We start from the raw sequence: 21,730 nt of genomic DNA, 5'->3' as shown, positions 1-21,730 counted from the left end.
AAACCGGAAAGAATCAGTCCGATTTAACCGGGATCGCCCAAATGCGCCTTTCTTCCATGGCAGACTATGCCGTCGTCACGATGAGCGCCGCCGCGCGCCATTGCGGCGGCGTGCGCGTTTCTGCCGCGCAACTGGCCGATGAAACGGGCCTGCCGGTGCCGACCGTGCAAAAGCTGGTCAGCCGACTGACTTCGGCCGGACTGCTGCGTTCGACGCGCGGTGTGGGCGGCGGGCTCAAGCTGGCGCGGCCGGCGGCAGCGATCACGCTCGCGGATATTATCGAAGCGGTCGAAGGGCCGATCGCGCTGACACCTTGCGTCGATTCGGGCCGGTCTGATTGCGCGCTCGATCAGGGCTGCTCGGTCAAGCCGCACTGGGGGATCGTTGGCACGGCTGTGCGCAGCGCCTTGGCTGATGTCCCGCTGACCCGGCTGGCGGAGCAGGTGCGATGAGCGAAGAAGCCACCATCAAGGACCAGGCAGCACGTGATGCAGCGGCCAAAGTCGCCGACTATGAGCACGGCTGGTCAGCGGATATCGCAACCGATTTCGCGCCCAAGGGCCTGGATGAAAGCACCGTGCGGTTCATTTCGGCCAAGAAGAACGAGCCCGAATGGATGCTCGACTGGCGCTTGAAGGCGTTCCGCCACTGGCAGACGATGGCAATGCCCGACTGGGCCAAGCTCAACGTCCCGCCAATCGATTACCAGGACGCCTATTACTACGCCGCGCCCCGGGCCAAGCCCAAGCTTGCCAGCCTGGACGAGGTCGATCCTGCAATTCTGGAAGTCTACAAGAAGCTGGGCATCCCGCTTGAGGAACAGAAAGTCCTCGCCGGGGTCGAAGGTGCGCGCCGGGTTGCGGTCGATGCGGTGTTTGACAGCGTCAGCGTTGCGACCACTTTCCGCGAGGAACTGAAGAAGGCGGGGGTGATCTTCCTCTCGATCTCAGAGGCGATCCGCGAGTACCCCGAACTGGTGAAGCGCTGGCTGGGCAAGGTCGTGCCGATGCACGACAACTTCTTTGCCGCGCTCAACTGCGCGGTCTTTTCCGACGGGACTTTCGTTTACATTCCCGAAGGGGTGCGCTGCCCGATGGAGCTGAGCACCTATTTCCGGATTAATGCCGAAAATACCGGGCAGTTCGAACGCACCTTGATCGTTGCCGACAAGGGCAGCTACGTCAGCTATCTGGAAGGCTGCACCGCGCCGATGCGCGATGAAAACCAGCTCCACGCCGCTGTGGTCGAACTGGTCGCGCTCGACGATGCCGAAATCAAGTACTCGACCGTGCAGAACTGGTATCCCGGCGATGCCGAGGGCAAAGGCGGGATCTACAACTTCGTCACCAAGCGCGCGTTATGCCAGGGCAAGCGCAGCAAAGTCAGCTGGACGCAGGTCGAAACCGGCTCTGCGGTGACCTGGAAATACCCCAGCTGCGTACTCAACGGCGAAGATTCGGTCGGTGAATTCTACTCGGTCGCGGTCACCAACAATTACCAGCAGGCCGACACCGGCACCAAGATGATCCACAACGGCAAGGGCACCCGCTCGACCATCGTTTCGAAGGGCATCTCCGCCGGGAAAAGCCAGAACACCTATCGCGGCCTCGTTCGCGTAGCCCCCCAGGCGGAGGGCGTGCGCAATTTCACCCAGTGCGATTCGCTGCTGCTCGGCAAGGACTGCGGCGCGCACACCGTGCCCTATATCGAGGTCCGCAACCCCAGCGCCCAGATCGAGCACGAGGCGACCACCAGCAAGATCTCCGACGACCAGCTGTTCTACGCGATGCAGCGCGGGCTGGATCAGGAAGCGGCGGTGGCGCTGATCGTCAATGGATTCGCCAAGGAAGTGCTGCAGCAGCTGCCGATGGAGTTTGCGGTTGAAGCGCAGAAGCTGCTGGGAATTTCGCTTGAGGGGAGCGTGGGATGAAGGCTCGCTTGCCTTGCGCCCTCGCTATTGCGGTGCTGCTATCCGGCTGTGCGTCGGACTGGCAGCGCAGCGTCGCGCGCTGGGACCAGTTGGCTGCGGACACGCCGAACGGGAAGTTCTGGCAATGGACGACCTGCATCGACCGCAATTCGCGCAGGCACGAAGAGCCCTTGTCTGCAGAGGCCAGAGCCAAGGCAGAAGCCGAATGGGACAAGATCAAGAACAACCCCGAGAAATGGGACAACGATGCCTCAGGCTTTGCAGGCGTCTTGGCCGATTGCCGCGATCTCATGAAAGGTCCGGCCTGGCGCGGACTGAGCGGTAAGCAAGTGCAGCAAATGCTTGGCGATGCCTGGCAACATTATCTGAATGTGCAGGCCGAATTGGGCGCTGCCGATGTGCAGGCGATTATCTGATGACCAAGAAAACCCTCACCGTCCGCCCGCTTGACGAGCGCACCGATGCCCCCGCCTTGCAAAAGCGTGGGCGAGGCTGGGCGATTTCGGACAAGCGGCTTGATGCGATCCACGATCAGGCGCGGCGCAACCGGATGACGCCCAGCCCGGCGCAGACGCTGCTCAGCGAAAAGCTGACCGAGGCCAATCTTGGCAAGTACAAGCTGACCAGCCAGCAGGTGATCGGCTCGGCGATTGTCGATTTCGCCTGCAATCCGCTCAAGATCGCGGTGTCGATCGACGAAGGCGGCGATCCGGCGCTGATCGCGCGGCGTGACAAGAGCCTTGAGGCGGTGGGCGTGCTTCTGTTGCGCTTTCCCGCCGCGCGCGTGCTGGAAGAAGCAGATGCCGTGGTGGCCGAAATCGTCGCGGCGATGAAGGCCCGCTACGAAGATCGCGGCCGCGCGCGCAAGCAGCACTACCAGACGCAGGGCGCGCCGCGGCGCTGACAGGAATGACCATGCTTCAAATCGAAAACCTCCACGCCACGGTTGCCGACAAGCCGATCCTCAAGGGCTTGTCGCTGACTATCAACGCGGGCGAAGTCCATGCAATCATGGGCCCGAACGGCGCGGGCAAGTCCACCCTGGGCTATGTGCTGGGCGGGCGGCCCAGTTATGAAGCGACCGATGGTTCGGTGGAGTTCCTTGGGCAGGATCTGCTCGCGCTGGAACCGCACGAACGTGCGGCTGCCGGGCTGTTCCTGGGGTTCCAGTATCCGGTCGAGATTCCCGGCGTGTCCTTCGTCCAGTTCCTGCGCGAAAGCGCCAATGCCCAGCGCAAGGCGCGCGGGGAAGATCCGCTGTCGGGCGGCGAATTCCTCAAGCTCGCGCGAGAGAAGGCAGCGCTGCTCAAGCTTGACATGGACATGCTCAAGCGTCCGGTGAACGTCGGCTTTTCGGGCGGGGAAAAGAAGCGCGCGGAAATGGTGCAAATGGGGATTCTGGGTCCCAAGTTGGCGGTGCTGGACGAGACCGATTCGGGGCTGGACATCGATGCGCTGCGGATCTGCGGCGAAGGGATCAACGCGGTCATGCGCGCGCCGGACAAGGCGGTGCTGCTGATCACGCATTACCAGCGCCTGCTCGATTACGTGAAGCCGGACTTTGTCCACGTGCTGGCAGGCGGACGGATCGTGCGCACCGGCGGGCCCGAACTGGCGCTCGAGCTGGAGGAACACGGTTACGAGGCGGTGGCCGCGTGATTGCCTTGCTCGCCTTGCTGCTGGGCGTCGCTTCGCCCGATCCGGCGCCCTTGCGCGCCGCAGTGGAAGGGTGTGACCGCACCTCTGTGGCCGACCTTGCCCGCGCCGAACCGCGCCGCCGGGCCGAATGGGCCGGGGCGGTCTATGCCGAACAGCGCGCGATTGCCGCAGCGCGGGGCGGGCTGGCCTCGGCCGATGCCGCCGCCCTGGCCGGGCTCGACCAGCGCCAGCAGCAGCTCGACGACGCCCGTGCGGTCGAACGTGCCTGGCGCGATTATTACGATGAATACCGTTCGGATTTCCTCGCTTCGTGTTCCGGGAGGAGGCGCGACGATGGCAATTAGCGCCACTCTTCCGACCCACCGTGACGAGGACTTCCGCTATGCGGACCTAACCGCGCTCGCGCCGCTTTGGCCGGTTGCGGTCGAGCGGATCGTGCTGGCGGCGGGCGAGGAGCGGGCGCTCAGCATCGCCAATCTGGGCACGGGCGCAGTCGCACGCGAACTGGAAGTGGAACTGGGTGATGGCGCGCGGTTTGACCTGCACGTGCTGAATGCCCCGCAGGCCTATGGACGGATCGCGGTGCGGGCGGTGCTGGGGAAGGGGGCGCAGTTCCACCTCGGCGCGGCGCAGCTGGCGGGTGCAACGCAAGTGGTCGAACTTGTCACCCAGGTCACCCATGCCGCGCCCGATGCGGTCAGCCGCCAGGTGGTGCGCTCGGTCGCCGGGGGCAGTGGCACTGTCAATTACCTTGGCAAAGTGCTGGTCCGGCCCGGCGCGGATGGAACCGACGGCAGCCAGTCGATCCGGGCGATGCTGCTCGACCGCACCGCCACCGCCAATGCCAAGCCTGAGCTTGAAATCCACGCCGACGACGTCAAGTGCGCCCACGGCTGCGCGGTCGGTGAACTGGACCCGGGCGCGTTGTTCTATCTCGCCCAGCGCGGTTTGCCGCCTGAAACGGCGAAGCGGCTGATGTTGCAGGCCTTTGTTGCCGAAGCCCTGGTTGGCGCGGCGGATGAGGAGACCATGCTCGAACGGGCCATCGCCGCGCTGGAAGCGATGCTGTGAACGGCAGCTCCACCCCGGTGACCGAGCGCGCCCTGTCGCGCTGGGAAAATGAAGGCGGCACCCCGTTGCCCGCAGCGCTGCGTGACGAGTTCCCCGGCCTTGCGGGCGGTTGGCACTATCTGGACAGCGCCGCGACCGCGCAAAAGCCGCAAGTCGTGATCGACGCGATAGTGCGAGCGATGGGCGCGGACTATGCCACGGTCCATCGCGGGGTCTATGCCCGCTCGGCCGATATGACCCTTGCCTTCGAAGCCGCGCGGCGCAAGGTCGCGGCGTTCCTTGGCGGACGCGAGGACGAAGTGGTGTTCACTCGCGGCGCGACTGAGGCGGTCAATCTGGTCGCACAAAGCTGGGGCCTGGCCGAGCTTAAGGCCGGGGACCGGATCCTGCTTTCGGCGTTGGAACACCATTCCAACATCGTCCCCTGGCAATTGGTGACCGAGCGCACTGGCGCGGTGATCGATGTCTGCCCGCTGACGGCCGATGGCCAGATCGATCTCGATGCAGCGGAGCGGATGCTGACCCCGGCGCACAAGCTGGTCGCCCTGGCCCACGTTTCGAACGTGCTGGGATCGGTGCTCGATGCCCCGCGTGCGGTGGCGCTGGCGCATGGGGTGGGGGCGAAGGTCCTGCTCGATGGTTGCCAGGCCGTGCCGCGCCTGCCGGTCGATGTCGCGGCGCTGGGCTGCGATTTCTATGTGTTCAGCGCGCACAAGCTTTATGGCCCGACCGGGATCGGCGCCTTGTGGGCCAAGGCCGAACTGCTGGCTGCCATGCCGCCTTGGCAGGGTGGCGGGGCGATGATTGACCGGGTCAGCTTTGCCGGCACGACCTATGCCCCCGCGCCGCAGCGGTTCGAGGCCGGAACCCCCGCGATTGTCGAGGCGATCGCGCTGGGCGCGGCGGTTGACTATGTTTCCGGCATCGGCCTTGGGGCGATCCATGCCCATGAAGCGGCGCTGGTCGCCACCTTGCGTGACGAACTGAGGCGGATGAATGATGTGACCCTGTTCGGGCCGGAACAGAGCGCGGGGATCGTATCGTTCGCCCTCGCCGGGGTTCATCCGCATGACCTTGGCACTATCCTGGACGAGGAAGGGGTCGCGATCCGCGCCGGGCATCACTGCGCCCAACCCCTGATGGACCACCTCGGCGTGCCCGCCACGGCGCGGGCCAGCTTTGGCCTTTACAGCGATGAAAGCGATATTGCCGCGCTACTGCGCGGGATCGAACGGACCAGAAGGATATTCGGGTGATGGAACAGCCCAAATTCACCATCGAGGAAGTGGACAGCGTGGCACCGCCGCCGCGCGCCAAAGTGGACGATGCCGAAGCCCCGGCTGACAAGCTGGCGCGCAAGCGCGACTACCTTGAAGGCTTCTTGAAAGAACAGCCGCAGGGCCTGGCCGGGCACGAACCGGGCGGCGACCTTTACGAAGCGGTGATCGACGCGCTCAAGGACATTTTCGATCCGGAAATCCCGGTCAACATCTATGACCTGGGCCTGATCTATGGGGTAGAGATCGACGGCGAAGGCGGAGCCGTGGTGACCATGACGCTCACCACCCCGCATTGTCCGGTGGCGGAATCGATGCCCGGCGAGGTCGAATTGCGGGTCAGTTCGGTCCCCGGGATCCGCGATACCGAAGTCAATCTCGTCTGGGATCCGCCGTGGGACCCGGCCAAGATGAGCGACGAAGCCCGGCTGGAGCTTGGAATGCTATGACCACCGTGACCACCCGCCAGCGCCCCGCTGCCGTGATTCTGACCCCCTCGGCCGAGGCGCGGGTCGCGAAGCTGATGGCCGAAGCACCCGTGGGTGCCATCGGGGTCAAGCTGTCCACTCCGCGCCGGGGCTGTTCGGGGCTGGCCTATTCGGTCGATTACGTGACCGCCGTGGACCCGCTGGATGAACAAATCGAGACGCCGGGCGGGCTGTTCTTCATCGATGGCGGATCGGTACTCTACCTGATCGGCAGCACGATGGACTGGCAGGAAGATGATTTCACCGCCGGGTTCGTATTCCAGAACCCCAATGCCAAGGGCAGCTGTGGCTGCGGAGAAAGCTTTACCGTCTAAACCTTCAGTTCCTCGCCGGTTTCCTCGGCGATGAAGGCCAGCAGGGCTTTTTCCAGCGGGTCGAGCTCTTCGTCTGCATCGATATGGTCGCGCAGCCACAACTCTTCGGCAGGGTCGAGGCGTGCCGCTTCTTCGGACTCATCAGCCACGTCCTGAGCATGGGGGTTGATGCTAAGCAGGCTGCCGAACTCGCGATCGATTTCGGCATCGATGTCGCTGTTCAGCATCCGGCGCAGGAAGCCGCCAATTCCAGCGCCCGGCGCGTTCATGAAGGCTTCCAGATCGGCGGCCTTGTCGCGGCTCAGCGGCTCGTGGCCGCCAAAGCCCAGCAGGTAGTTGGCAACTCCCTGGACGAACAGCTTTTCCCATTCGGGAGCATTGACCTCGTAAACGGTCGCATCCTTGATCCGGAACAGCATTTCTGCCTCGGCGCGGCTGATGCTGGCCGGGCGGTCGCCGCCTGCGGCAAAGATCAGACGCCGCATCAGCGCGCATTCGGCCGCATTGATCCCCTTGGGATCAAGCGAGCCCTGCCGGGTCGGACCGTCACCGTGCAGCACGGCCTGTTCGATCTGGGTCAGCGCGAAATTCTTGAGTGCGGCCGGAGTGTGAAGCGCGGTTTCGAGCACTTTCACCAGCAGTTCAAGCTCGGCCATGGTCTCGATCCGGCCATCTCGGCTGATCCGTTCGATCAGCTCGTCCCCCATCAGATCGTCGACATACCCCTTGGGATCGACCGTGTTGACGATGAACTGGGTCAGCGCCTCGACGAAGAAATCGCGCCATTCCGGGCTTGGTTCGCGCAGCGCTTCGTTGGCAAGGAACAGGGATTCGGCTTCTTCGGGGTCCATTGCCCCGTCGGCCCATCCGGCCTGGCGCAGCGACAGAATCTCGTCCGCCCCGATCACCCCGTCGGCAGTCGCCTGCGCGGCCAACTGGCTGAAATGCATGCTCATCGGCAGTCCGTCCCACAGTAAAAATGTGGGGCGAGCTATCGCAGAATATCCCTAACGGGTGCTTAATTCAGCGCTTTCTGAGTGCGCTGACGCAGGCTGCCCGGTCCACATCCTGCCCGTCGCTGGCGCGGCGGGCGTCGACATAAGTCGCTTGCAGATCGCGGGCAGAGCCTTGCGGATAAAGATAGACATCAAGCACGCAGGCGCTGCCCGAAAACTGCAGCTTGCGTGCATCGCCTTCGATCACGTCAAGCCGGGCCGGGCCGAATTGGCGCACCAGATCGTCACCACTCGCGCCGATTACTCCTTCCAGCCCGGGGGTAACCTGCAAGCGTGGCGGCGGGGGGCTGACGCGGACGGGGGTGCGGACCGGAGGTTTGGCATTGCGCGACGGTGGTGCAGGCACGCTCGAAACCGAGCCACTGCCGCATGCGGCCAGCAGGGGAACGAACGTCAGCGAAATCAGCAGTTTGCGCGGCATCGGGCGATCAGTCCTTGCGATGGATCAGGTGGGCGGCGGCGGCGGCGCCCAGGAATGGGGCGAACAGGTTGGCAAAGGGCACACTCAGCAGCACTGCGCTGATCCCGCCCAGCGTCAGGCGCTGGAGCACGGAAAGCGGCGCAGCGGACTGGGCCGAAGGGCGGTGACGCAGCCAGACCATGTCCTGCAATTCGCGCCCCAGCAGCACGGCGTTGACCGCCAGGAACACCAGCGGCGCGCCCACGCCCGTCACCAGCAGCACCAGGGCAAAGGGCAGCGCCAGCAAGTTGAACAGCAGCGCGCGGCCCGCGCCTTTGAGGCCGTTGGCCAGCTCTTCGTGCCAGCCAAGTTTGCGGGCGCTTGCGGCGGCTTGCGGATAGTGCCGCGCTTCGACCGCCTGGACTACTTCGTCAGCGAACAGCTGCAGCACGGCAATCGCCAGCACACGCCATAACAGCACTCCGGCGGCCAGCACGCCTACAGCAGCCAGCATAGCGCGCAGATCGCCAGCGCCCGCAACCAGCCCTTCATCGAACCCGGCCCAGGCCATGAACCGGTCCGCCGCCCAGACCCCGATCAGCCCAAGCACCACGAACAGCAGCACGGTAACACCAAGGCTTTTCAGGAAGATCCGCAGCACCTGGCGATCGGCCAGCTGGGTCAGGGCAAGGGCATAAGCGCGCAGCATTGCTCAGGGGCATTGCCCGCGCGCGCCGCCCTGTCAACGGCTCTACCCTTGCCGAACGCCTTGCCGCTCGCTAGGCCCCGCGCGTTTTCAGACAAAGTGTTAGGACCCCTGCCGCATGACCCAGCCCAGCACCGACGTGATCGCGATCGGCAACGCCATCGTCGATGTGATGGCCCCGTGTGATGATGCATTGATCGAACAGCTGGGGTTGATGAAGGGCGGGATGACCCTGATCGATACCCAGCGCGCACACGATTTGTATGATGCAATGGGCCCCGCGCGCGAGATTTCGGGCGGGTCGGCTGCCAACACCTTGGCCGGGCTTGCCGCGCTGGGGGCCAACTGCGCCTTTATCGGGCAGGTTGCGGACGATCAGCTGGGTGAAGTGTTCGCGCACGATATCCGCGCTGGCGGGATCGCCTTTGACACCGCCGCGCGGGCGGGCGATCCGCCGACCGCACGCTGCCTGATCTTTGTTACGGCCGATGGGCAGCGGACGATGAACACGTTTCTGGGTGCATCGCAGTACCTGCCCGCCGCTGCGCTGGATGAAGCGGCGATTGCGGATGCCAGGATCCTCTACCTCGAAGGCTATCTGTGGGACCCCGAAGAACCGCGCGCGGCGATGCGCCGGGCCATTGCGGCGGCGAAGAGCCATGGCCGCAAGGTTGCCTTCACCCTGTCCGACGCCTTTGTGATCGAACGGCACGGCGCCGATTTCCGCGCGATGATTGAAACCGGAGAGATCGACATCCTGTTCGCCAACCATGTCGAGCTGGAAGCGCTGACCGGGCATGGGGACTTTGACAAGGGTCTGGCTGATCTCGCCCCCAAAGTCCCACTGCTGGTGGTGACGCGCGGTGCAGAAGGCGCGGTTGCGATCCATGCCGGAGAGCGCTTTGAAGTCAGCGCCGAACCGATCGAGCGGGTGGTCGATACCACCGGCGCGGGCGATCTGTTCGCCGCCGGGTTCCTTTTTGGCCATGTCCGCGAGCTGGCGATCGACCAGTGCCTAACCATCGGCGCGATCGCGGCGGCTGAAGTGATCTCGCACTACGGCGCGCGGCCCGAGGCGGACTTGCAGGCCCTGATAAAGGCGCGGCTGGGCTGATCCGAAGCGGGACCCCACGAACCTGAATCGATTCGATTTCCACTGGTTTTTACCGTAGTTTTCCACAGGCAGGCGATTCGGCCTGGCGGCGGGGCACGGGAAATGAAGCTGGCGACTTTGCTCGATAGCGGGCTCGAATGGAGCAACCCGGATCGCGGCGGCGAACATCCGGGTGTTGTGATTAACGACATCGCCAACCGGCCACGCCCGCAGGCACGCGTGATTACGGTCGCCAACGAAAAGGGTGGAGTGGGTAAGTCAACCCTGGCCTTTCACCTCTGCGTTGCTCTGGCTGATGCCGGCTATGAGGTACTTGGTGTCGATCTGGACCGACGCCAGCAAAGTCTGTCACGCGCCTTGGTAAACCGCAGCGCCACGGCCAATCGGCTGCGAGTAAAGCTGCCACAGCCGCGCCATGTGGTGCTGCACCACCAGACCGGCGCCATGCTGGCTCAGGAAATTGCCCGCCTTGGTGCAGCTTGCGACTATGTGGTGATCGATGCTGCGGGGACCGATTGCGGGATTGTCCGCCGCGCAGTGGCAATGGCCAATCTGCTGATCTCGCCGGTGACCAGCTCTTTTGTCGATCTTGATCTGCTGGGGCGATTGCATCCCTTGACCCGCGCCTATCGCGGGCCTGGCTGCTTTGCCGAAATGGTTTTGGATTTGCGCGCGGCACGCCGCGCAGCGGGACTTGCGCCGCTCGAATGGGCGGTACTGCGCAATCGCCGGCGTCGTGACAACAGTCATGATCAGAACCGGGTTGAAGCTGCGCTACAAGAGCTGGCGGGGCAACTCGATTTCAGACTGGGAGAGGGGCTGTCCGAACGCGTGATCTATCGCGAATTGTTCCTGCTCGGTCTGACCCATCTGGATTTGGGGCGGATCCCAGACCTTGCGCGCTCGCATTCAGTGGCCGTCAGCGAAGTCCGGCAGTTGCTGGACCTGGTTTGCCCGGCAACACTGGCCGCCTGCGCGGCATAGATCCCCTTAGCCTTTCGCTTCGCGCGCCACTTCGCGCCAGCCGATGTCGCGGCGGCAGAACAGGTCGGGGGCTTCAAGCAGGTCGACCGCAGCATAGGCTTTCGCCTGGGCCTCGGTCACACTCGCGCCGCGCGCGGTGACGTTGAGGACGCGGCCGCCGGTTGCGATCAGCTGGCCATCGGCCAGCGCGGTGCCGGCGTGAAACACTTTCGCACCGCCTGCTTCTGCGGCGTCGATTCCGGCAATCGAACCGCCCTTCTTCGGGGTCCCGGGATAACCCTCTGCCGCCATGACCACGGTCAGCGCGGGTTCGGCTGACAGGCGCGGGGGCTGGCGGGTGGCGAGTTTGCCTTCGGCACAGGCGAGCAGCAGTTCGCCCAGATCGTCTTCCAGCCGCAGCATCAGCACCTGGCATTCGGGATCGCCGAAGCGGGCGTTGTATTCGATCAGTTGAACGCCCTGCTTGGTCAGCATCAGCCCGGCATAGAGCACGCCGGAATAGGGCATGCCTTCTTCCGCCATGGCCCGCACAGTGGGCACCACAATCCGTTCCAGCGCCTCGCCTTCCAGCAGCGGGGTCAGCACTCGCGCCGGGCTGTATGCGCCCATCCCGCCGGTGTTGGGTCCGGTATCGCCATCGCCAACCCGCTTGTGGTCCTGCGCAGAGCCGAACGGGACCACGGTGTGGCCGTCGGTCAGGGCAAAGAAGCTCGCTTCCTCGCCATCCAGGAATTCTTCGATCACGGCTTCGGCCCCGGCCTCGCCGAACCGGCCCGAAAAGATTTCGCGCACGGCTTCCTCAGCTTCGGCCATGACCATGGCCACGGTCACGCCTTTGCCTGCAGCCAGGCCATCGGCCTTGACCACCACTGGCGCGCCGAACCGGGCGAGCGCGGCGAGGCCTTCGGCCTCACTTGTCACCCGCGCAAAAGCGCCGGTCGGGATATTGTGGCGGGCGCACAGTTCCTTGGTGAAGGCTTTACTGCCTTCAAGCTGCGCCGCCGCTTTGCTTGGCCCGAACACTGCAATGCCTTGGCCGCGCAGGCTGTCGGCCAGTCCATCGACCAGCGGCGCTTCGGGGCCGATGACGACCAGACCGATCCGTTGCGCCTCGCAGAACGCGGTCACCGCCGGGTGATCGGCGGCGTCCAGCGCGACCAGTTCGGCGTGATCCGCGATGCCCGGATTGCCGGGGCTTGCGAACAATTTGTCACACAGCCGGGATTGCGCGAGCTTCCACGCCAGCGCATGTTCGCGCCCGCCCGACCCCAGCAGCAGGATGTTCATGCCCGGTCCCTCTTACCTTGATAACGATGATACTGGCGGGCTGGTAGCGAAGCCAAGCGCCGGGGACAACGCCGAGGCACTGTCCGTCAGCGAGATTTCCGCCGCCTTGAAGCGCACGGTCGAGGACCGGTTCGGCTTCGTGCGGGTGCGGGGCGAGCTTTCGGGGGTCAAGCGCGCGGCTTCGGGCCACCTGTACCTTGCACTAAAGGATGAGAATGCCCGGCTGGACGGGGTGCTGTGGCGCGGCAATGCCCAGCGCCTGTCGTTCCAGCCGGAAGACGGACTGGAAGTGATCGCCACCGGCAAGCTGACCACCTATCCGGGGCGTTCGAACTATCAGATCGTGATCGACCGGATGGAGATCGCAGGTGAAGGAGCGCTGCTCGCGCTGCTCGCCAAGACCAAGGCGCGGCTTGAGGCCGAAGGGCTGTTTGCCAGCGAGCGCAAGCGTGCCCTGCCGTTTCTGCCGCGTGTGATCGGGGTAGTGACGAGCCCGACCGGGGCAGTGATCCGCGACATTCTCCACCGCCTTGCTGACCGCTTTCCCACCCGGGTGCTGGTCTGGCCGGTGCTGGTCCAGGGGCAGGGTGCGGCAGAGCAGGTTGCCGCTGCCGTGCGCGGCTTTTCGGCGCTGCGCCCCGATGGCCCGGTCCCGCGCCCCGATCTGGTGATTGTTGCGCGCGGCGGCGGTTCGATCGAGGACCTGTGGGCCTTCAACGAAGAAGTGGTGGTCCGAGCCGTGGCGGATTGTTCGATCCCGGTGATTAGCGCCGTTGGGCATGAGACGGACACCACCTTGGTCGATTTCGCCGCTGATCGCCGCGCGCCGACCCCCACCGCTGCTGCCGAAATGGCCGTGCCGGTGCGCGAGGAACTGCGTGCGCAGTTGGGCGAGCTTGGCCTGCGCCAGCGCCGTGCAGTGGTGCGCCCGCTGCAATTGGGGCGCGAGCGGCTGGTCGTGCGGGCCGAGCGCCTGCCGCGCACCGAGAACCTCCTCAGCCCCTATGTCCAGCGGCTTGATGACCTGGCCGAACGGCTGCGGCGCGGACTCAAGGATCGGATCCAGTTCGCCCAGCAGGCCTTGCAGGCAGACCGCGCCCGGCTTTCTGCGCCTCTGCTCGCGGCCCGGTTTGAGCGGGCGCAGGATCGGCTGGGCGCGGTGCGGTTTGGCCCCATCGTGATTGCCCAACGGATCGGGGCCGCGCGCGAGCGGCTGGACGCCCTGGCGCGGACCGCGCGGTCGCTCAACCCGGATGGCATTCTCGAACGCGGTTATGCCAGGGTCACCGCTGCGGACGGCCGCACCCTGACAAGCCGCGCTGCCGCTGCGGATGAGGCCGCGCTGGCATTGCATTTCCGCGATGGGGTGCTTGAAGTGGTAACCCATGCTGATCCGGCAACCCGAGCCACGCCCAAGCCCAAGGCGTCCCCGCGCCCCGCCCCGCCAGAGCAAGGCAAATTGCTCTGACGGCAATCTGCGGCTAGGAGGATGCCATGCTGATGAAGAACTCCGACCGCGCGGCCACCTTGTTTTACCAGGCCAATGGCTTTCGCGTGATGACCCCCGGCAGCCACGTGGTCTGCGCCGTGACCGCCCAGGCTATCCCGCTTGAACTGCTCCGTTACTGGAGCGCGGCGCGGCAGGAGGCCTATGCCGATGCCGCCGCTGCAACCCGGCGGCTGTGCGGCGGCAAGTGAATCGGCGGAGCGTAATGCTGGGCGCGGGCATGGTCCTGGCCCTGGGCGCCGCACTCGGGGCCGACCTGGGTGGAATGCGCGCGCGCGCCGCCGATGCGCTCGGGCTGGCACCGCAGCTTGACCTTGCGCTGACCGGCGAGCTTACCCAGGGCGGATATGCCCGCGGGCTTGCTCCGCGCGGAATCAATGCGCTCAGCTTCAATGGCAAGCCCGTGCCGCTTGGTCCGGATGGGCGGTTCCTGATCGCCTTTGATCGCGATGCCGTCCCGGCTGCCGTGCTCGTCGCCCGTCTGGCCGATGGACGCAGCGTCACTCAGTCGCTGACGATCGCCAAGCGCGGCTGGCAGCTGGAATATATCCCGATCGGCCCGCGGCCCGGCACCGCGCCCAATGAAGAATTTGCCCGCCGCCGCGCCGGGGAACTGGCGCGAATCAACGCGGCCCGCGCTGTGGACCATGCGGCGGACGGCTGGCGGCAAAAATTCATCTGGCCGGTCTATGGCCGGATCTCCGGACGGTTCGGATCGCAGCGGATCTACAATGGCACGCCCGGCAGCTATCATTCAGGAATGGATATCGCCACCGGGGCCAGCGGCACACCTTTTGTCGCCCCGGCTGACGGGGTAGTGATCCTTGCTGCGGAAAGCCCGTTCTCGCTGGAAGGGCGGCTGCTGATGATCGACCACGGCATGGGGCTCAACAGCGCTTTCCTGCACTGTTCGAAGCTGGCGGTAAAAGAAGGCGATGTGGTGCGGCAGGGCCAGTACATCGGCAACATCGGCATGACCGGCCGCGCAACGGGTCCGCACTTGCACTGGTCGATGAAATGGCGTGATTCCCGGCTCGATGCCTCGTTGTTTGCCGGACCGATGCCCCGGCGCTGACCGGGCCTTACGCGTCGACACGGATGTAAGTTGCGCAATTTTCCTGCGTAACGTAAAAATATTGCGCGCGTGTCACAGCCCTGTGGCGCACATGCAACAGGCGTCAACCGAATGCGGCTGATCCTTGAAAATCCTTTGATCCGCACGGGTTCATTCGTCATTCACGCCTCATCTATCCGCATTTTGGGCGGGGCATATGCCCTGTCTGGCTGGGGATGATCAGGAATCCGTGCGGCCCGTTCGCCGGATCTACAGAGGGACTGACCTGTGAAAACCATCAAGAAATCGCTCCTTTCGAGCGCGACCTACATGGTCGCCGGCGGCGCCATGGTGCTGCTCTCGTCGGCTGCTGCCTATGCGCAGGATGCCGCCGCGGATGAATCTGCCCCCGAAGACCAGACCATCGTGGTCACCGGCTCGCTGATCCGTAACCCGAACCTGACTTCGTCGGCTCCGGTTGCCACCATCGGCAGCCAGGAACTCGAACTGCGTCAGTCGAACGTCGCTGAAGAAGTGCTGCGCACTCTGCCTGGCGCTGTTCCTTCGGTCGGTTCGAACGTGAACAACGGCAACGGCGGTTCTTCGTACGTCGACCTTCGTGGTCTGGGTTCGAACCGCAACATCGTGCTGCTCGATGGTGACCGGATCGTCCCGGCTGACCTTACCGGCCGTGTTGACCTTAACAACATCCCGCTTTCCCTGATCCAGAACACCCAGGTCCTGACCGGCGGTGCAAGCTCGACCTACGGTGCTGACGCGATCTCGGGCGTGATCAACTTCATCACCAAGAAGGATTTCGCCGGCATGGTTGCGACCGTGTCCGAACAAGTCACCGAGCGCGGTGATGGCAACACCTTCCGCGGTGACGTGACCCTGGGCGCCAACTTTGACGATGGCCGCGGCAACGCCGTGCTGTCGCTGGGCTACCAGAAGGCCGATCCGGTGTTCTTCGGCGGCGATCGTCCGCTGTCGGAAGTGACCCTGGAATCGTATGACGAAACCTTCACCGCTGGTCAGGGTTCGTCGACCACCAACCCGGCCCGTTTCGACATCGCCGGCGGCAACCTGCAGGTCACCGATGATGGTACCGCGCTGAAGGCTTACAACAAGCCCTTCAACTTCAACCCGTACAACGTGTTCCAGGTGCCGTTCAAGCGCTTCAACATGTTCAGCCAGGCTCGCTATGAAGTGGCTGACGGGATCGAAGTCTATGCCCGCGGCATGTATTCGAACAACACCGTTGACACCGTGATCGCGCCGTCGGGCGTGTTCGCTTCGGCCGTTTCGGTGCCGGTTTCGAACCCGTTCATCACCGCTGCACAGCGCGCCACGCTGTGCGCCCGCGCTGCGACCAACGCTGCGCTGGGTGGTGGCACCACCATGACCGCTGCACAGTGCGCCGCGGCCGCCACGGCCCTGAGCCCGTCGGATCCGAACTACCGCACCTTCAACTTCGGTCTGCGCTGGCGCGCAGTTGAAGTCGGTCCGCGTATTTCGAGCTACAACAGCCAGGTGTTTGACATGCGCGCCGGTGTGCGCGGTGACATCACCGACAACATTCACTTTGACGTGAATGGCTCGCACGGCGAATCGAAGAAGCTGCAGACCATCCAGAACTACGTGCTGCTTTCGCGCGTGCGTCAGGCTCTGCTGGCAACCAACCCCAACAGCTGCTTGACCAACACCAATGGCTGCGTCCCGCTGAACATCTTCCAGCCGGGTGCCGTCAATGCTGCGCAGGTCGATTTCATCAACGACAACTCCACCAACCAGGTCAACACCAAGCTTGACCAGGTCAAGGGCGTGATCAGCGGTGATACCGGCATCAGCTCGCCCTGGGCTTCGGACGGGATCAACTTCGCGGTTGGGACCGAATACCGCAAGTATCAGGCAGAGCAGGCTTCGGACCTTCTGGCCAAGACCGCTGGTGAACTGGGCGGCGCCGGTGGCGCAGCTCCGGACATCAAGGGCGGCTATGAAGTGTACGAAGGCTTCGGCGAATTGATCGTGCCGCTGGCACAGGACAAGCCGATGCTGCACCAGCTGTCGGTCGAAGCAGGTATCCGTCAGTCGCACTACAAGATCGCGACGGCCGGTAACCCGACCTACAATGCCACCACCTGGAAGGTGGCCGGCACTTGGGCCCCGACCCCGGACTTCAAGTTCCGTGGCAACTACCAGCGCGCGGTCCGCGCCCCGAACATCGGCGAACTGTTCTCGCCTGTGTCGACCGGCCTGACCAACCTGGGCACCGATCCCTGTGCTGGTGGTGCACCGAACTCGAATGCCAACCTCCGGGCGGTCTGCCTTGCACAGGGCGCTCCTGTGGCGACCATCGGGTTCATCAACAACCCGACCGCTGGCCAGGCCAACATCACTGCTGGCGGTAACACCAACGTGGGTCCGGAAACGGCCACCACCTGGACTGTCGGTGCGGTGTTCACGCCTGCGTTCCTGCCGGGCTTCTCGGCCACGGTCGATTATTATGACATCAAGGTGAAGGACGCGATCACCACGCCGACCCCGGCGGACCTGATCTCGGCCTGCTTCGGCAGCCTCAGTGCTTCCAGCGCCACCAACCCGGCCTGCACCTCGATCCGTCGTAACCCGATCAGCGGCGCGCTCGACGGTCCACCCGACACGACCTTCGGTCTGTTCGGCGTGCTTTCGAACCTCGGCAAGCTGGCCACCAACGGTATCGATCTGAGCATGAACTACACGACCGGCATCGGCACGATGCTGGGTCAGGAAGCTCGTGTGTCGTTCGCCTTCCAGGGCAACTACACCGCGCATTCGAAGTTCCAGGCGACCCCGACCTCGCTGGATCGTGACTGCGTCAACCAGTACTCGATCAACTGCTCGTCGATCCAGCCGAAGTACTCGTTCAACCAGCGCACTACACTCAGCCTGGGTCCGGTGGACATCTCGCTGCTGTGGCGCTGGATGAACAAGGTGCATCTGGAAGACCAGCAGCTGGCTGACGACATTGCGGCGGCCGAAGCGGCCAACCGCAACTCGGCTGGTGTTTTGCTGCCGGCCGCTCAGCAGGGCTGCCCGAACTACACCACCGACGCTGGCGACGCGATCGCCAATGGCGGCGGCGGCTGCTTGATCGATACCAAGTTCCGTACGATCAAGGCCTACAGCTGGTTCGACCTGACCACCCGCTTCGACGTGACCAAGAACTTCGACGTAACCATGTCGGTGTTCAACCTGTTCGACAAGAAGCCGCCGCTGGTTGGTGGCACCGTCGGCACCACGTCGCAGAACGGTGGCAACACCTATCCGTCGAGCTACGACGCGCTGGGTCGCCGTTTTGCGGTGAGCGCCCGCGTGAAGTTCTAGTCGGAACTGCACTCGAAACGTCAGGGGGCGGGCAGCAATGCCCGCCCCCTTTCGTTTGTGTGCCAGACGCTCTGATCTGAAGTATGATCTGAAGGCAGTTGGACCGCGCCGACCGGATGGTCAGGCGATCAGCGGATGAGGCAATTCCATTGCGATGCCCGCCGCGCGTGCCACTTCTGCGGCCCACAGCGTAACTTTGCCAATCTCATCGCCGTGCGCGGCGCGCGCCTCGGCATATTCAATCCCGCGCCGGGCGGAATCGAACCTTTCACCGGACTTCGAATGCCGCGAGAACACCGGACTGCCGGCCATAGCGGCCAATTGCGCGGGATCAGCCTGCAGCTGATAATGCCGCGTTGCGGCCCGCAAGACATCGGCGGGCCGGGCGGTCAGAACTTCTGAATCCAGCGTGCGGATCCGGCCAGGCCCCAGTTTGGCCGCCAACCGTTGAAACAGGGCATGCTGGGCCAACCAACCTATCGCCGCAATCTGCAGGTCGCTCTGGCGGAAATAGTCCTGCGGAGTGAACCCCAGGTCCACCGCCCGGTCGGTCAACAACCCTTCCAGCAGCTCGCGCACCCACAGGCGGCACCACAGCCCCTTGCGGACCACCGATATCAGAAATGTCTCCAAAGGAGCATGGAGCAGGATCGCATTGCTGTCAGCCCGCAGGGCGAGCAGCAGTTCGGCCAAAGGGTTGAGTACGTTGGAGGGTTTGACCACCGCCAGCTCTTGCGGCTCAAACGGCCGGGCAAGCAACCGCGTTGCGCCATCAGCCAGCCTTGCCACTGCTGCAGGTTGAGCGCCGCGCCGACGAAATCCAACCAGATCGTTGAGCAGCACCGGTTCAGACAAGCCCATCGCCACCCCTGGCTGATCGAGCGCGGACAGCAGCATGGTCGATCCGCAGAACGCCGAATGGAACAGAAAGCCCATCCGCCGGGGGGCAACCTCGTCAAGGCATTGGGCCACACCGCGCTCGTCTTGTGCCCGCGCCGCGCCAAGGTATTCGTCGGTCAGAAACGGCACGCGGCGGTGATCGCTGCGTGGCACGTGGATGAACCGCACCCGGTCCTGACCCTCCAGATGGCGGTGCGCCAGCCACTCAGGATCGGTCAGGGCAAATTGGGGCAAGGCCATTCCGGCAGCCTAGGCAAAGCCCGGCCCGCCTGCAACTCTCGCTTGCGGCGCCGCCGAGCCCGGCTTATCCCGGCCCGCATGGCGGATACTACCGATCAGGCGCGGCTCGCCGCCGCTCGAGAAGCCAATGCCGAGGGCATGGCTGCCCTGCGCGCAGGCAACGCCGCCCTTGCGGTAGAGGCCTTTCGCCGCGCTACCGCTCATGATCCGCTGGCGGGCGCGCTGTGGCGCAATCTGGCGCATGCCTTGCGCGATAGCGGAGACGACAAGGGTGAGCTGGCGATCCTCAACCAGGCGCTCGACCTTGATCGAACCGATTTCGTCGCGCAGCTGCGCAAGGCCCAGAACCTGCAACGCATTGGTGACGAGGAAGAGGCCCTGTCTGCCTGGACCGGCGCGCTGCAACTGGCCTTGGGGATAGAGAATCCGGTTCCCGGGCTTGATGCGGAACTGCAAATCGGTCGGGACTTCGTTGCGGAAATGCAGCGCCGGATCGGCACCGATGCCGACCTCGCCTATGCCGAGCTTGACCCGGTGCTGGACGAGACTGAGCGCCGCCGGGTCCGCGCCTTCTATGATCATTCGATCGGCCGTCGCCGGGTCTATTTCAACGAATGTGCCGGGCTCTATTATCCGTTCCTGCCGGCTGACGAATACTTCGATTTCAAGCATTTCCCATGGCTGGCCGAACTGGAAGCAGCGACGGATGACATCCGGGCAGAGCTGCATGGCCTGCTGGAAGAAGGCAATCCGGCGATCATTCCCTATGTCCAGATGGAACCCGGCGCCCCGCAGAACAAGTGGTCTCCCCTTAGCCACAATTATGACTGGAGCGCCTGCTTCCTCTACGAATATGGCCAGCCCAATCAGCCCGTGCTGGAGCGTTGTCCCAAAACTGCGGCGCTGCTGAAACGGCTGCCGTTGCAGCAAATTCCCGGCAAGGCGCCCAACGCCTTCTTTTCGATGCTCAAGCCGCACAGCGCTATTCCGGCCCATACCGGGGTTACCAATACCCGCGCGATCGTCCATCTTGCGCTTGATGTGCCCCCCGATTGCGGCTTTCGCGTCGGCGGGGAAACACGGCCGTGGGTAGAGGGCAAGGCCTTTGCTTTCGACGATTCGATCGATCACGAGGCCTGGAACAACAGCGATCAGCGCCGCCACATCCTGATTATCGACACCTGGAACCCGCACCTGACCACGGCTGAGCAGCAGGCCATCGTGCGTTACTTCGAAGCCACAGGCCGTTCGCTGGCACGGCCCTGATCGACGAACGACGCGGTTCCACGCTTGCCTTGCCCAGCGGGCAAGGATAACCTCCGGCCCATTCAGCCACTTACGGAAGTTGGACTCTTATGACCCTGTTTCCCGTCATTCTTGCCGCCGCCATTGCCAGGACGGCTTCACCGAGCGTTCCCGAACCCGATCCCAGCCACATGTCGCTGAAGGAAATCCGCGCCTTCAACAAGACCGTCGGCAAGGATCATCCCTATTTCATCCGCTGCCGCCGCGATGTCGAAATCGGCAGTGTGGCCAAGGCACACACCGTATGCCGGACCAAGCGGGACTGGGCCCGGGCCGATGATGATGGCAACCGTGCCGCGCGCGACACCGTCCGCCTGATGAATGAGACGGCGGGCCAGGTCGGCAGCTAGGGTCAGGACCTATCAACCGCGCCTTCGCGGCGGCAGAATGGCCCAGCGCTTCGTCAGGAAGTGTTGAAATATCGACATATTCCTGCGCCTTCCTTCCTGACCCTAAGCAGCCGCCCCGGCTACTGGATCCGGATTACCCGGGCGTTCTGGCCGCGGCCGATCTTGGCAAAGAAGCTGCCGAGCGAAGCTTTTTCAATATGGATCGGGTCGCCCTTCTTGGCATAGGCGGGGCGGCCATCGATCTGTTTCCAGCGCGCGCCATCGGCCAGCACGAACACAAAGTTGCCATCCCGCGCGGCATAGGTGCTTTCGATCGTGCCATCGATCGCCACCACATCTTCACTGTCGCCCCCGCCAAACAGCTTGATCTTGGGTAGCGCGAGGCCGAACAGTCCCTTGCGAGCCTCGCGCATGGTGGCGCGGTCCGCCACAACCAGATCCTTGGTTTCCCGCGCGCTCGCCATCGCGCCGACCGTGCGATCATAACAGGCCAGACGCTGCGCGGGATCGGTCAGGTCCTTGCATTCGATCACGGCCTGAAACACCGGCGGAGGAGCCAGATTCTCATCCTTGTCCTTGTCCTTCGCTAGTGCAGCGGTGGCGCAGGACAGGGCAATCAGGCCCAGAATGGAACGGTGAAACAGGCTCGCCACGGGATCTATCCCCCTTCAATTGGTCTGCAGCGATCTTGCCCCTTGCCCGGCGGGGCGTCAATCGTCACGGCACGGCGCACAGCCTTGATTTGCCGAGGCGGAACGCCCA

At 64.3% G+C, this 21,730-nt stretch carries 24 protein-coding genes; 18 read left to right on the top strand and 6 right to left on the bottom strand.

The window, feature by feature from the left end:
* Positions 1-41: 41 nt before the first annotated feature.
* The 10 genes from MNBBLIKP_RS11770 to MNBBLIKP_RS11725 all read left to right on the top strand — a co-directional run bounded on the left by MNBBLIKP_RS11770 (position 42) and on the right by MNBBLIKP_RS11725 (position 6,739).
* A complete protein-coding gene (locus MNBBLIKP_RS11770) occupies positions 42-452 on the top strand; it encodes an SUF system Fe-S cluster assembly regulator (protein ID WP_088310443.1) in 411 nt (136 codons plus the stop codon).
* The gene (gene sufB, locus MNBBLIKP_RS11765; RefSeq protein ID WP_088310442.1) at positions 449-1,930 is read left to right on the top strand and encodes a Fe-S cluster assembly protein SufB; all 1,482 of its coding nucleotides are present in this window, start codon (positions 449-451) and stop codon (positions 1,928-1,930) included. The genes MNBBLIKP_RS11770 and sufB overlap by 4 nt, the downstream gene beginning before the upstream one ends.
* On the top strand, positions 1,927-2,346 hold the full coding sequence (locus tag MNBBLIKP_RS11760) for a hypothetical protein (protein ID WP_088310441.1): 420 nt from the start codon (positions 1,927-1,929) through the stop codon (positions 2,344-2,346). The genes sufB and MNBBLIKP_RS11760 overlap by 4 nt, the downstream gene beginning before the upstream one ends.
* The gene (locus MNBBLIKP_RS11755) at positions 2,346-2,834 is read left to right on the top strand and encodes an endonuclease domain-containing protein (RefSeq protein ID WP_088310440.1); all 489 of its coding nucleotides are present in this window, start codon (positions 2,346-2,348) and stop codon (positions 2,832-2,834) included. The genes MNBBLIKP_RS11760 and MNBBLIKP_RS11755 overlap by 1 nt, the downstream gene beginning before the upstream one ends.
* Positions 2,835-2,845: 11 nt before the next feature.
* Entirely contained in the window at positions 2,846-3,589 is a 744-nt protein-coding gene (gene sufC, locus MNBBLIKP_RS11750) for a Fe-S cluster assembly ATPase SufC (protein WP_088310439.1), read from the top strand.
* Complete coding sequence (locus MNBBLIKP_RS11745) at positions 3,586-3,933, top strand: hypothetical protein (RefSeq protein WP_140420596.1); 348 nt, start codon at positions 3,586-3,588, stop codon at positions 3,931-3,933. Before sufC ends, MNBBLIKP_RS11745 begins: the two co-directional genes overlap by 4 nt.
* Positions 3,923-4,660 (top strand): SufD family Fe-S cluster assembly protein, encoded by a 738-nt coding sequence (locus tag MNBBLIKP_RS11740; protein WP_088310437.1) that lies wholly within the window; start codon positions 3,923-3,925, stop codon positions 4,658-4,660. The genes MNBBLIKP_RS11745 and MNBBLIKP_RS11740 overlap by 11 nt, the downstream gene beginning before the upstream one ends.
* A 65-nt stretch (positions 4,661-4,725) precedes the next feature.
* Positions 4,726-5,916: an aminotransferase class V-fold PLP-dependent enzyme gene (locus tag MNBBLIKP_RS11735; RefSeq protein ID WP_088310557.1), complete on the top strand. Its 1,191-nt coding sequence runs from the start codon at positions 4,726-4,728 to the stop codon at positions 5,914-5,916.
* Positions 5,916-6,386, top strand: coding sequence for an SUF system Fe-S cluster assembly protein (locus MNBBLIKP_RS11730; RefSeq protein WP_088310436.1), 471 nt, complete (start codon positions 5,916-5,918; stop codon positions 6,384-6,386). Before MNBBLIKP_RS11735 ends, MNBBLIKP_RS11730 begins: the two co-directional genes overlap by 1 nt.
* A complete protein-coding gene (locus MNBBLIKP_RS11725) occupies positions 6,383-6,739 on the top strand; it encodes a HesB/IscA family protein (RefSeq protein ID WP_088310435.1) in 357 nt (118 codons plus the stop codon). Before MNBBLIKP_RS11730 ends, MNBBLIKP_RS11725 begins: the two co-directional genes overlap by 4 nt.
* On the opposite strand, the gene MNBBLIKP_RS11720 is transcribed toward MNBBLIKP_RS11725, so the two are convergent.
* The 3 genes from MNBBLIKP_RS11720 to MNBBLIKP_RS11710 form a co-directional block, all read right to left on the bottom strand.
* Positions 6,736-7,695 carry a hypothetical protein gene (locus MNBBLIKP_RS11720; RefSeq protein WP_088310434.1) on the bottom strand — a complete coding sequence of 320 codons (960 nt, stop codon included), beginning with the start codon at positions 7,693-7,695 and terminating at the stop codon, positions 6,736-6,738. The genes MNBBLIKP_RS11725 and MNBBLIKP_RS11720 overlap by 4 nt on opposite strands.
* A 67-nt stretch (positions 7,696-7,762) precedes the next feature.
* Positions 7,763-8,176 carry a hypothetical protein gene (locus tag MNBBLIKP_RS11715; protein ID WP_088310433.1) on the bottom strand — a complete coding sequence of 138 codons (414 nt, stop codon included), beginning with the start codon at positions 8,174-8,176 and terminating at the stop codon, positions 7,763-7,765.
* 7 nt (positions 8,177-8,183) lie between these two features.
* Positions 8,184-8,864: an EI24 domain-containing protein gene (locus tag MNBBLIKP_RS11710; protein ID WP_088310432.1), complete on the bottom strand. Its 681-nt coding sequence runs from the start codon at positions 8,862-8,864 to the stop codon at positions 8,184-8,186.
* Between the two features lie 115 nt (positions 8,865-8,979).
* On the opposite strand from MNBBLIKP_RS11710, the gene MNBBLIKP_RS11705 reads away from it, so the two are divergent.
* Positions 8,980-9,975 (top strand): adenosine kinase, encoded by a 996-nt coding sequence (locus tag MNBBLIKP_RS11705; protein WP_088310431.1) that lies wholly within the window; start codon positions 8,980-8,982, stop codon positions 9,973-9,975.
* Between the two features lie 102 nt (positions 9,976-10,077).
* The gene (locus MNBBLIKP_RS11700; RefSeq protein ID WP_088310430.1) at positions 10,078-10,959 is read left to right on the top strand and encodes a division plane positioning ATPase MipZ; all 882 of its coding nucleotides are present in this window, start codon (positions 10,078-10,080) and stop codon (positions 10,957-10,959) included.
* 6 nt (positions 10,960-10,965) lie between these two features.
* Here MNBBLIKP_RS11700 and purD read toward each other — a convergent pair whose 3' ends face one another.
* Entirely contained in the window at positions 10,966-12,246 is a 1,281-nt protein-coding gene (gene purD, locus MNBBLIKP_RS11695) for a phosphoribosylamine--glycine ligase (protein ID WP_088310429.1), read from the bottom strand.
* Here purD and xseA point away from each other — a divergent pair.
* The 4 genes from xseA to MNBBLIKP_RS11675 all read left to right on the top strand — a co-directional run bounded on the left by xseA (position 12,245) and on the right by MNBBLIKP_RS11675 (position 18,173).
* On the top strand, positions 12,245-13,714 hold the full coding sequence (xseA, locus tag MNBBLIKP_RS11690; protein ID WP_088310428.1) for an exodeoxyribonuclease VII large subunit: 1,470 nt from the start codon (positions 12,245-12,247) through the stop codon (positions 13,712-13,714). The genes purD and xseA overlap by 2 nt on opposite strands.
* Before the next feature lie 26 nt (positions 13,715-13,740).
* A complete protein-coding gene (locus MNBBLIKP_RS11685; protein WP_088310427.1) occupies positions 13,741-13,944 on the top strand; it encodes a DUF2093 domain-containing protein in 204 nt (67 codons plus the stop codon).
* Between the two features lie 29 nt (positions 13,945-13,973).
* Positions 13,974-14,828, top strand: coding sequence for a M23 family metallopeptidase (locus MNBBLIKP_RS11680; protein WP_441339277.1), 855 nt, complete (start codon positions 13,974-13,976; stop codon positions 14,826-14,828).
* 267 nt (positions 14,829-15,095) lie between these two features.
* Entirely contained in the window at positions 15,096-18,173 is a 3,078-nt protein-coding gene (locus MNBBLIKP_RS11675; protein WP_369678916.1) for a TonB-dependent receptor plug domain-containing protein, read from the top strand.
* A gap of 120 nt (positions 18,174-18,293) precedes the next feature.
* Here the strand turns inward: MNBBLIKP_RS11675 and MNBBLIKP_RS11670 are convergent, their stop codons facing one another.
* Positions 18,294-19,313, bottom strand: a complete 1,020-nt coding sequence (locus MNBBLIKP_RS11670) for a hypothetical protein (RefSeq protein WP_088310425.1) — start codon at positions 19,311-19,313, stop codon at positions 18,294-18,296.
* A gap of 78 nt (positions 19,314-19,391) precedes the next feature.
* Here MNBBLIKP_RS11670 and MNBBLIKP_RS11665 point away from each other — a divergent pair, with 78 nt between their 5' ends.
* The gene (locus tag MNBBLIKP_RS11665; RefSeq protein WP_088310424.1) at positions 19,392-20,579 is read left to right on the top strand and encodes an aspartyl/asparaginyl beta-hydroxylase domain-containing protein; all 1,188 of its coding nucleotides are present in this window, start codon (positions 19,392-19,394) and stop codon (positions 20,577-20,579) included.
* A gap of 89 nt (positions 20,580-20,668) precedes the next feature.
* Entirely contained in the window at positions 20,669-20,968 is a 300-nt protein-coding gene (locus MNBBLIKP_RS11660; RefSeq protein WP_088310423.1) for a hypothetical protein, read from the top strand.
* Positions 20,969-21,087: 119 nt separating this feature from the next.
* Here the strand turns inward: MNBBLIKP_RS11660 and MNBBLIKP_RS11655 are convergent, their stop codons facing one another.
* Entirely contained in the window at positions 21,088-21,621 is a 534-nt protein-coding gene (locus tag MNBBLIKP_RS11655) for a hypothetical protein (protein WP_088310422.1), read from the bottom strand.
* Positions 21,622-21,730: the final 109 nt, after the last annotated feature.

It is taken from the genome of Novosphingobium sp. B 225 (assembly GCF_002198665.1).
Classification (GTDB): domain Bacteria; phylum Pseudomonadota; class Alphaproteobacteria; order Sphingomonadales; family Sphingomonadaceae; genus Novosphingobium.
The sequence above is the reverse complement of the archived record's forward strand: the minus strand, read 5'-3'. Positions and strand labels throughout refer to the sequence as shown.

Excerpts from the sequence above, each read along its gene's own strand:
- MNBBLIKP_RS11770 (WP_088310443.1), top strand. The coding sequence starts at position 42 with ATGCGCCTTTCTTCCATGGCAGACTATGCCGTCGTCACGATGAGCGCC.
- sufB (WP_088310442.1), top strand. The coding sequence starts at position 449 with ATGAGCGAAGAAGCCACCATCAAGGACCAGGCAGCACGTGATGCAGCG.
- MNBBLIKP_RS11760 (WP_088310441.1), top strand. The coding sequence starts at position 1,927 with ATGAAGGCTCGCTTGCCTTGCGCCCTCGCTATTGCGGTGCTGCTATCC.
- MNBBLIKP_RS11755 (WP_088310440.1), top strand. The coding sequence starts at position 2,346 with ATGACCAAGAAAACCCTCACCGTCCGCCCGCTTGACGAGCGCACCGAT.
- sufC (WP_088310439.1), top strand. The coding sequence starts at position 2,846 with ATGCTTCAAATCGAAAACCTCCACGCCACGGTTGCCGACAAGCCGATC.
- MNBBLIKP_RS11740 (WP_088310437.1), top strand. The coding sequence starts at position 3,923 with ATGGCAATTAGCGCCACTCTTCCGACCCACCGTGACGAGGACTTCCGC.
- MNBBLIKP_RS11730 (WP_088310436.1), top strand. The coding sequence starts at position 5,916 with ATGGAACAGCCCAAATTCACCATCGAGGAAGTGGACAGCGTGGCACCG.
- MNBBLIKP_RS11725 (WP_088310435.1), top strand. The coding sequence starts at position 6,383 with ATGACCACCGTGACCACCCGCCAGCGCCCCGCTGCCGTGATTCTGACC.
- MNBBLIKP_RS11720 (WP_088310434.1), bottom strand. The coding sequence starts at position 7,695 with ATGAGCATGCATTTCAGCCAGTTGGCCGCGCAGGCGACTGCCGACGGG.
- MNBBLIKP_RS11715 (WP_088310433.1), bottom strand. The coding sequence starts at position 8,176 with ATGCCGCGCAAACTGCTGATTTCGCTGACGTTCGTTCCCCTGCTGGCC.
- MNBBLIKP_RS11710 (WP_088310432.1), bottom strand. The coding sequence starts at position 8,864 with ATGCTGCGCGCTTATGCCCTTGCCCTGACCCAGCTGGCCGATCGCCAG.
- MNBBLIKP_RS11705 (WP_088310431.1), top strand. The coding sequence starts at position 8,980 with ATGACCCAGCCCAGCACCGACGTGATCGCGATCGGCAACGCCATCGTC.
- MNBBLIKP_RS11700 (WP_088310430.1), top strand. The coding sequence starts at position 10,078 with ATGAAGCTGGCGACTTTGCTCGATAGCGGGCTCGAATGGAGCAACCCG.
- xseA (WP_088310428.1), top strand. The coding sequence starts at position 12,245 with ATGCCCGGTCCCTCTTACCTTGATAACGATGATACTGGCGGGCTGGTA.
- purD (WP_088310429.1), bottom strand. The coding sequence starts at position 12,246 with ATGAACATCCTGCTGCTGGGGTCGGGCGGGCGCGAACATGCGCTGGCG.
- MNBBLIKP_RS11685 (WP_088310427.1), top strand. The coding sequence starts at position 13,741 with ATGCTGATGAAGAACTCCGACCGCGCGGCCACCTTGTTTTACCAGGCC.
- MNBBLIKP_RS11680 (WP_441339277.1), top strand. The coding sequence starts at position 13,974 with ATGGTCCTGGCCCTGGGCGCCGCACTCGGGGCCGACCTGGGTGGAATG.
- MNBBLIKP_RS11670 (WP_088310425.1), bottom strand. The coding sequence starts at position 19,313 with ATGGCCTTGCCCCAATTTGCCCTGACCGATCCTGAGTGGCTGGCGCAC.
- MNBBLIKP_RS11665 (WP_088310424.1), top strand. The coding sequence starts at position 19,392 with ATGGCGGATACTACCGATCAGGCGCGGCTCGCCGCCGCTCGAGAAGCC.
- MNBBLIKP_RS11660 (WP_088310423.1), top strand. The coding sequence starts at position 20,669 with ATGACCCTGTTTCCCGTCATTCTTGCCGCCGCCATTGCCAGGACGGCT.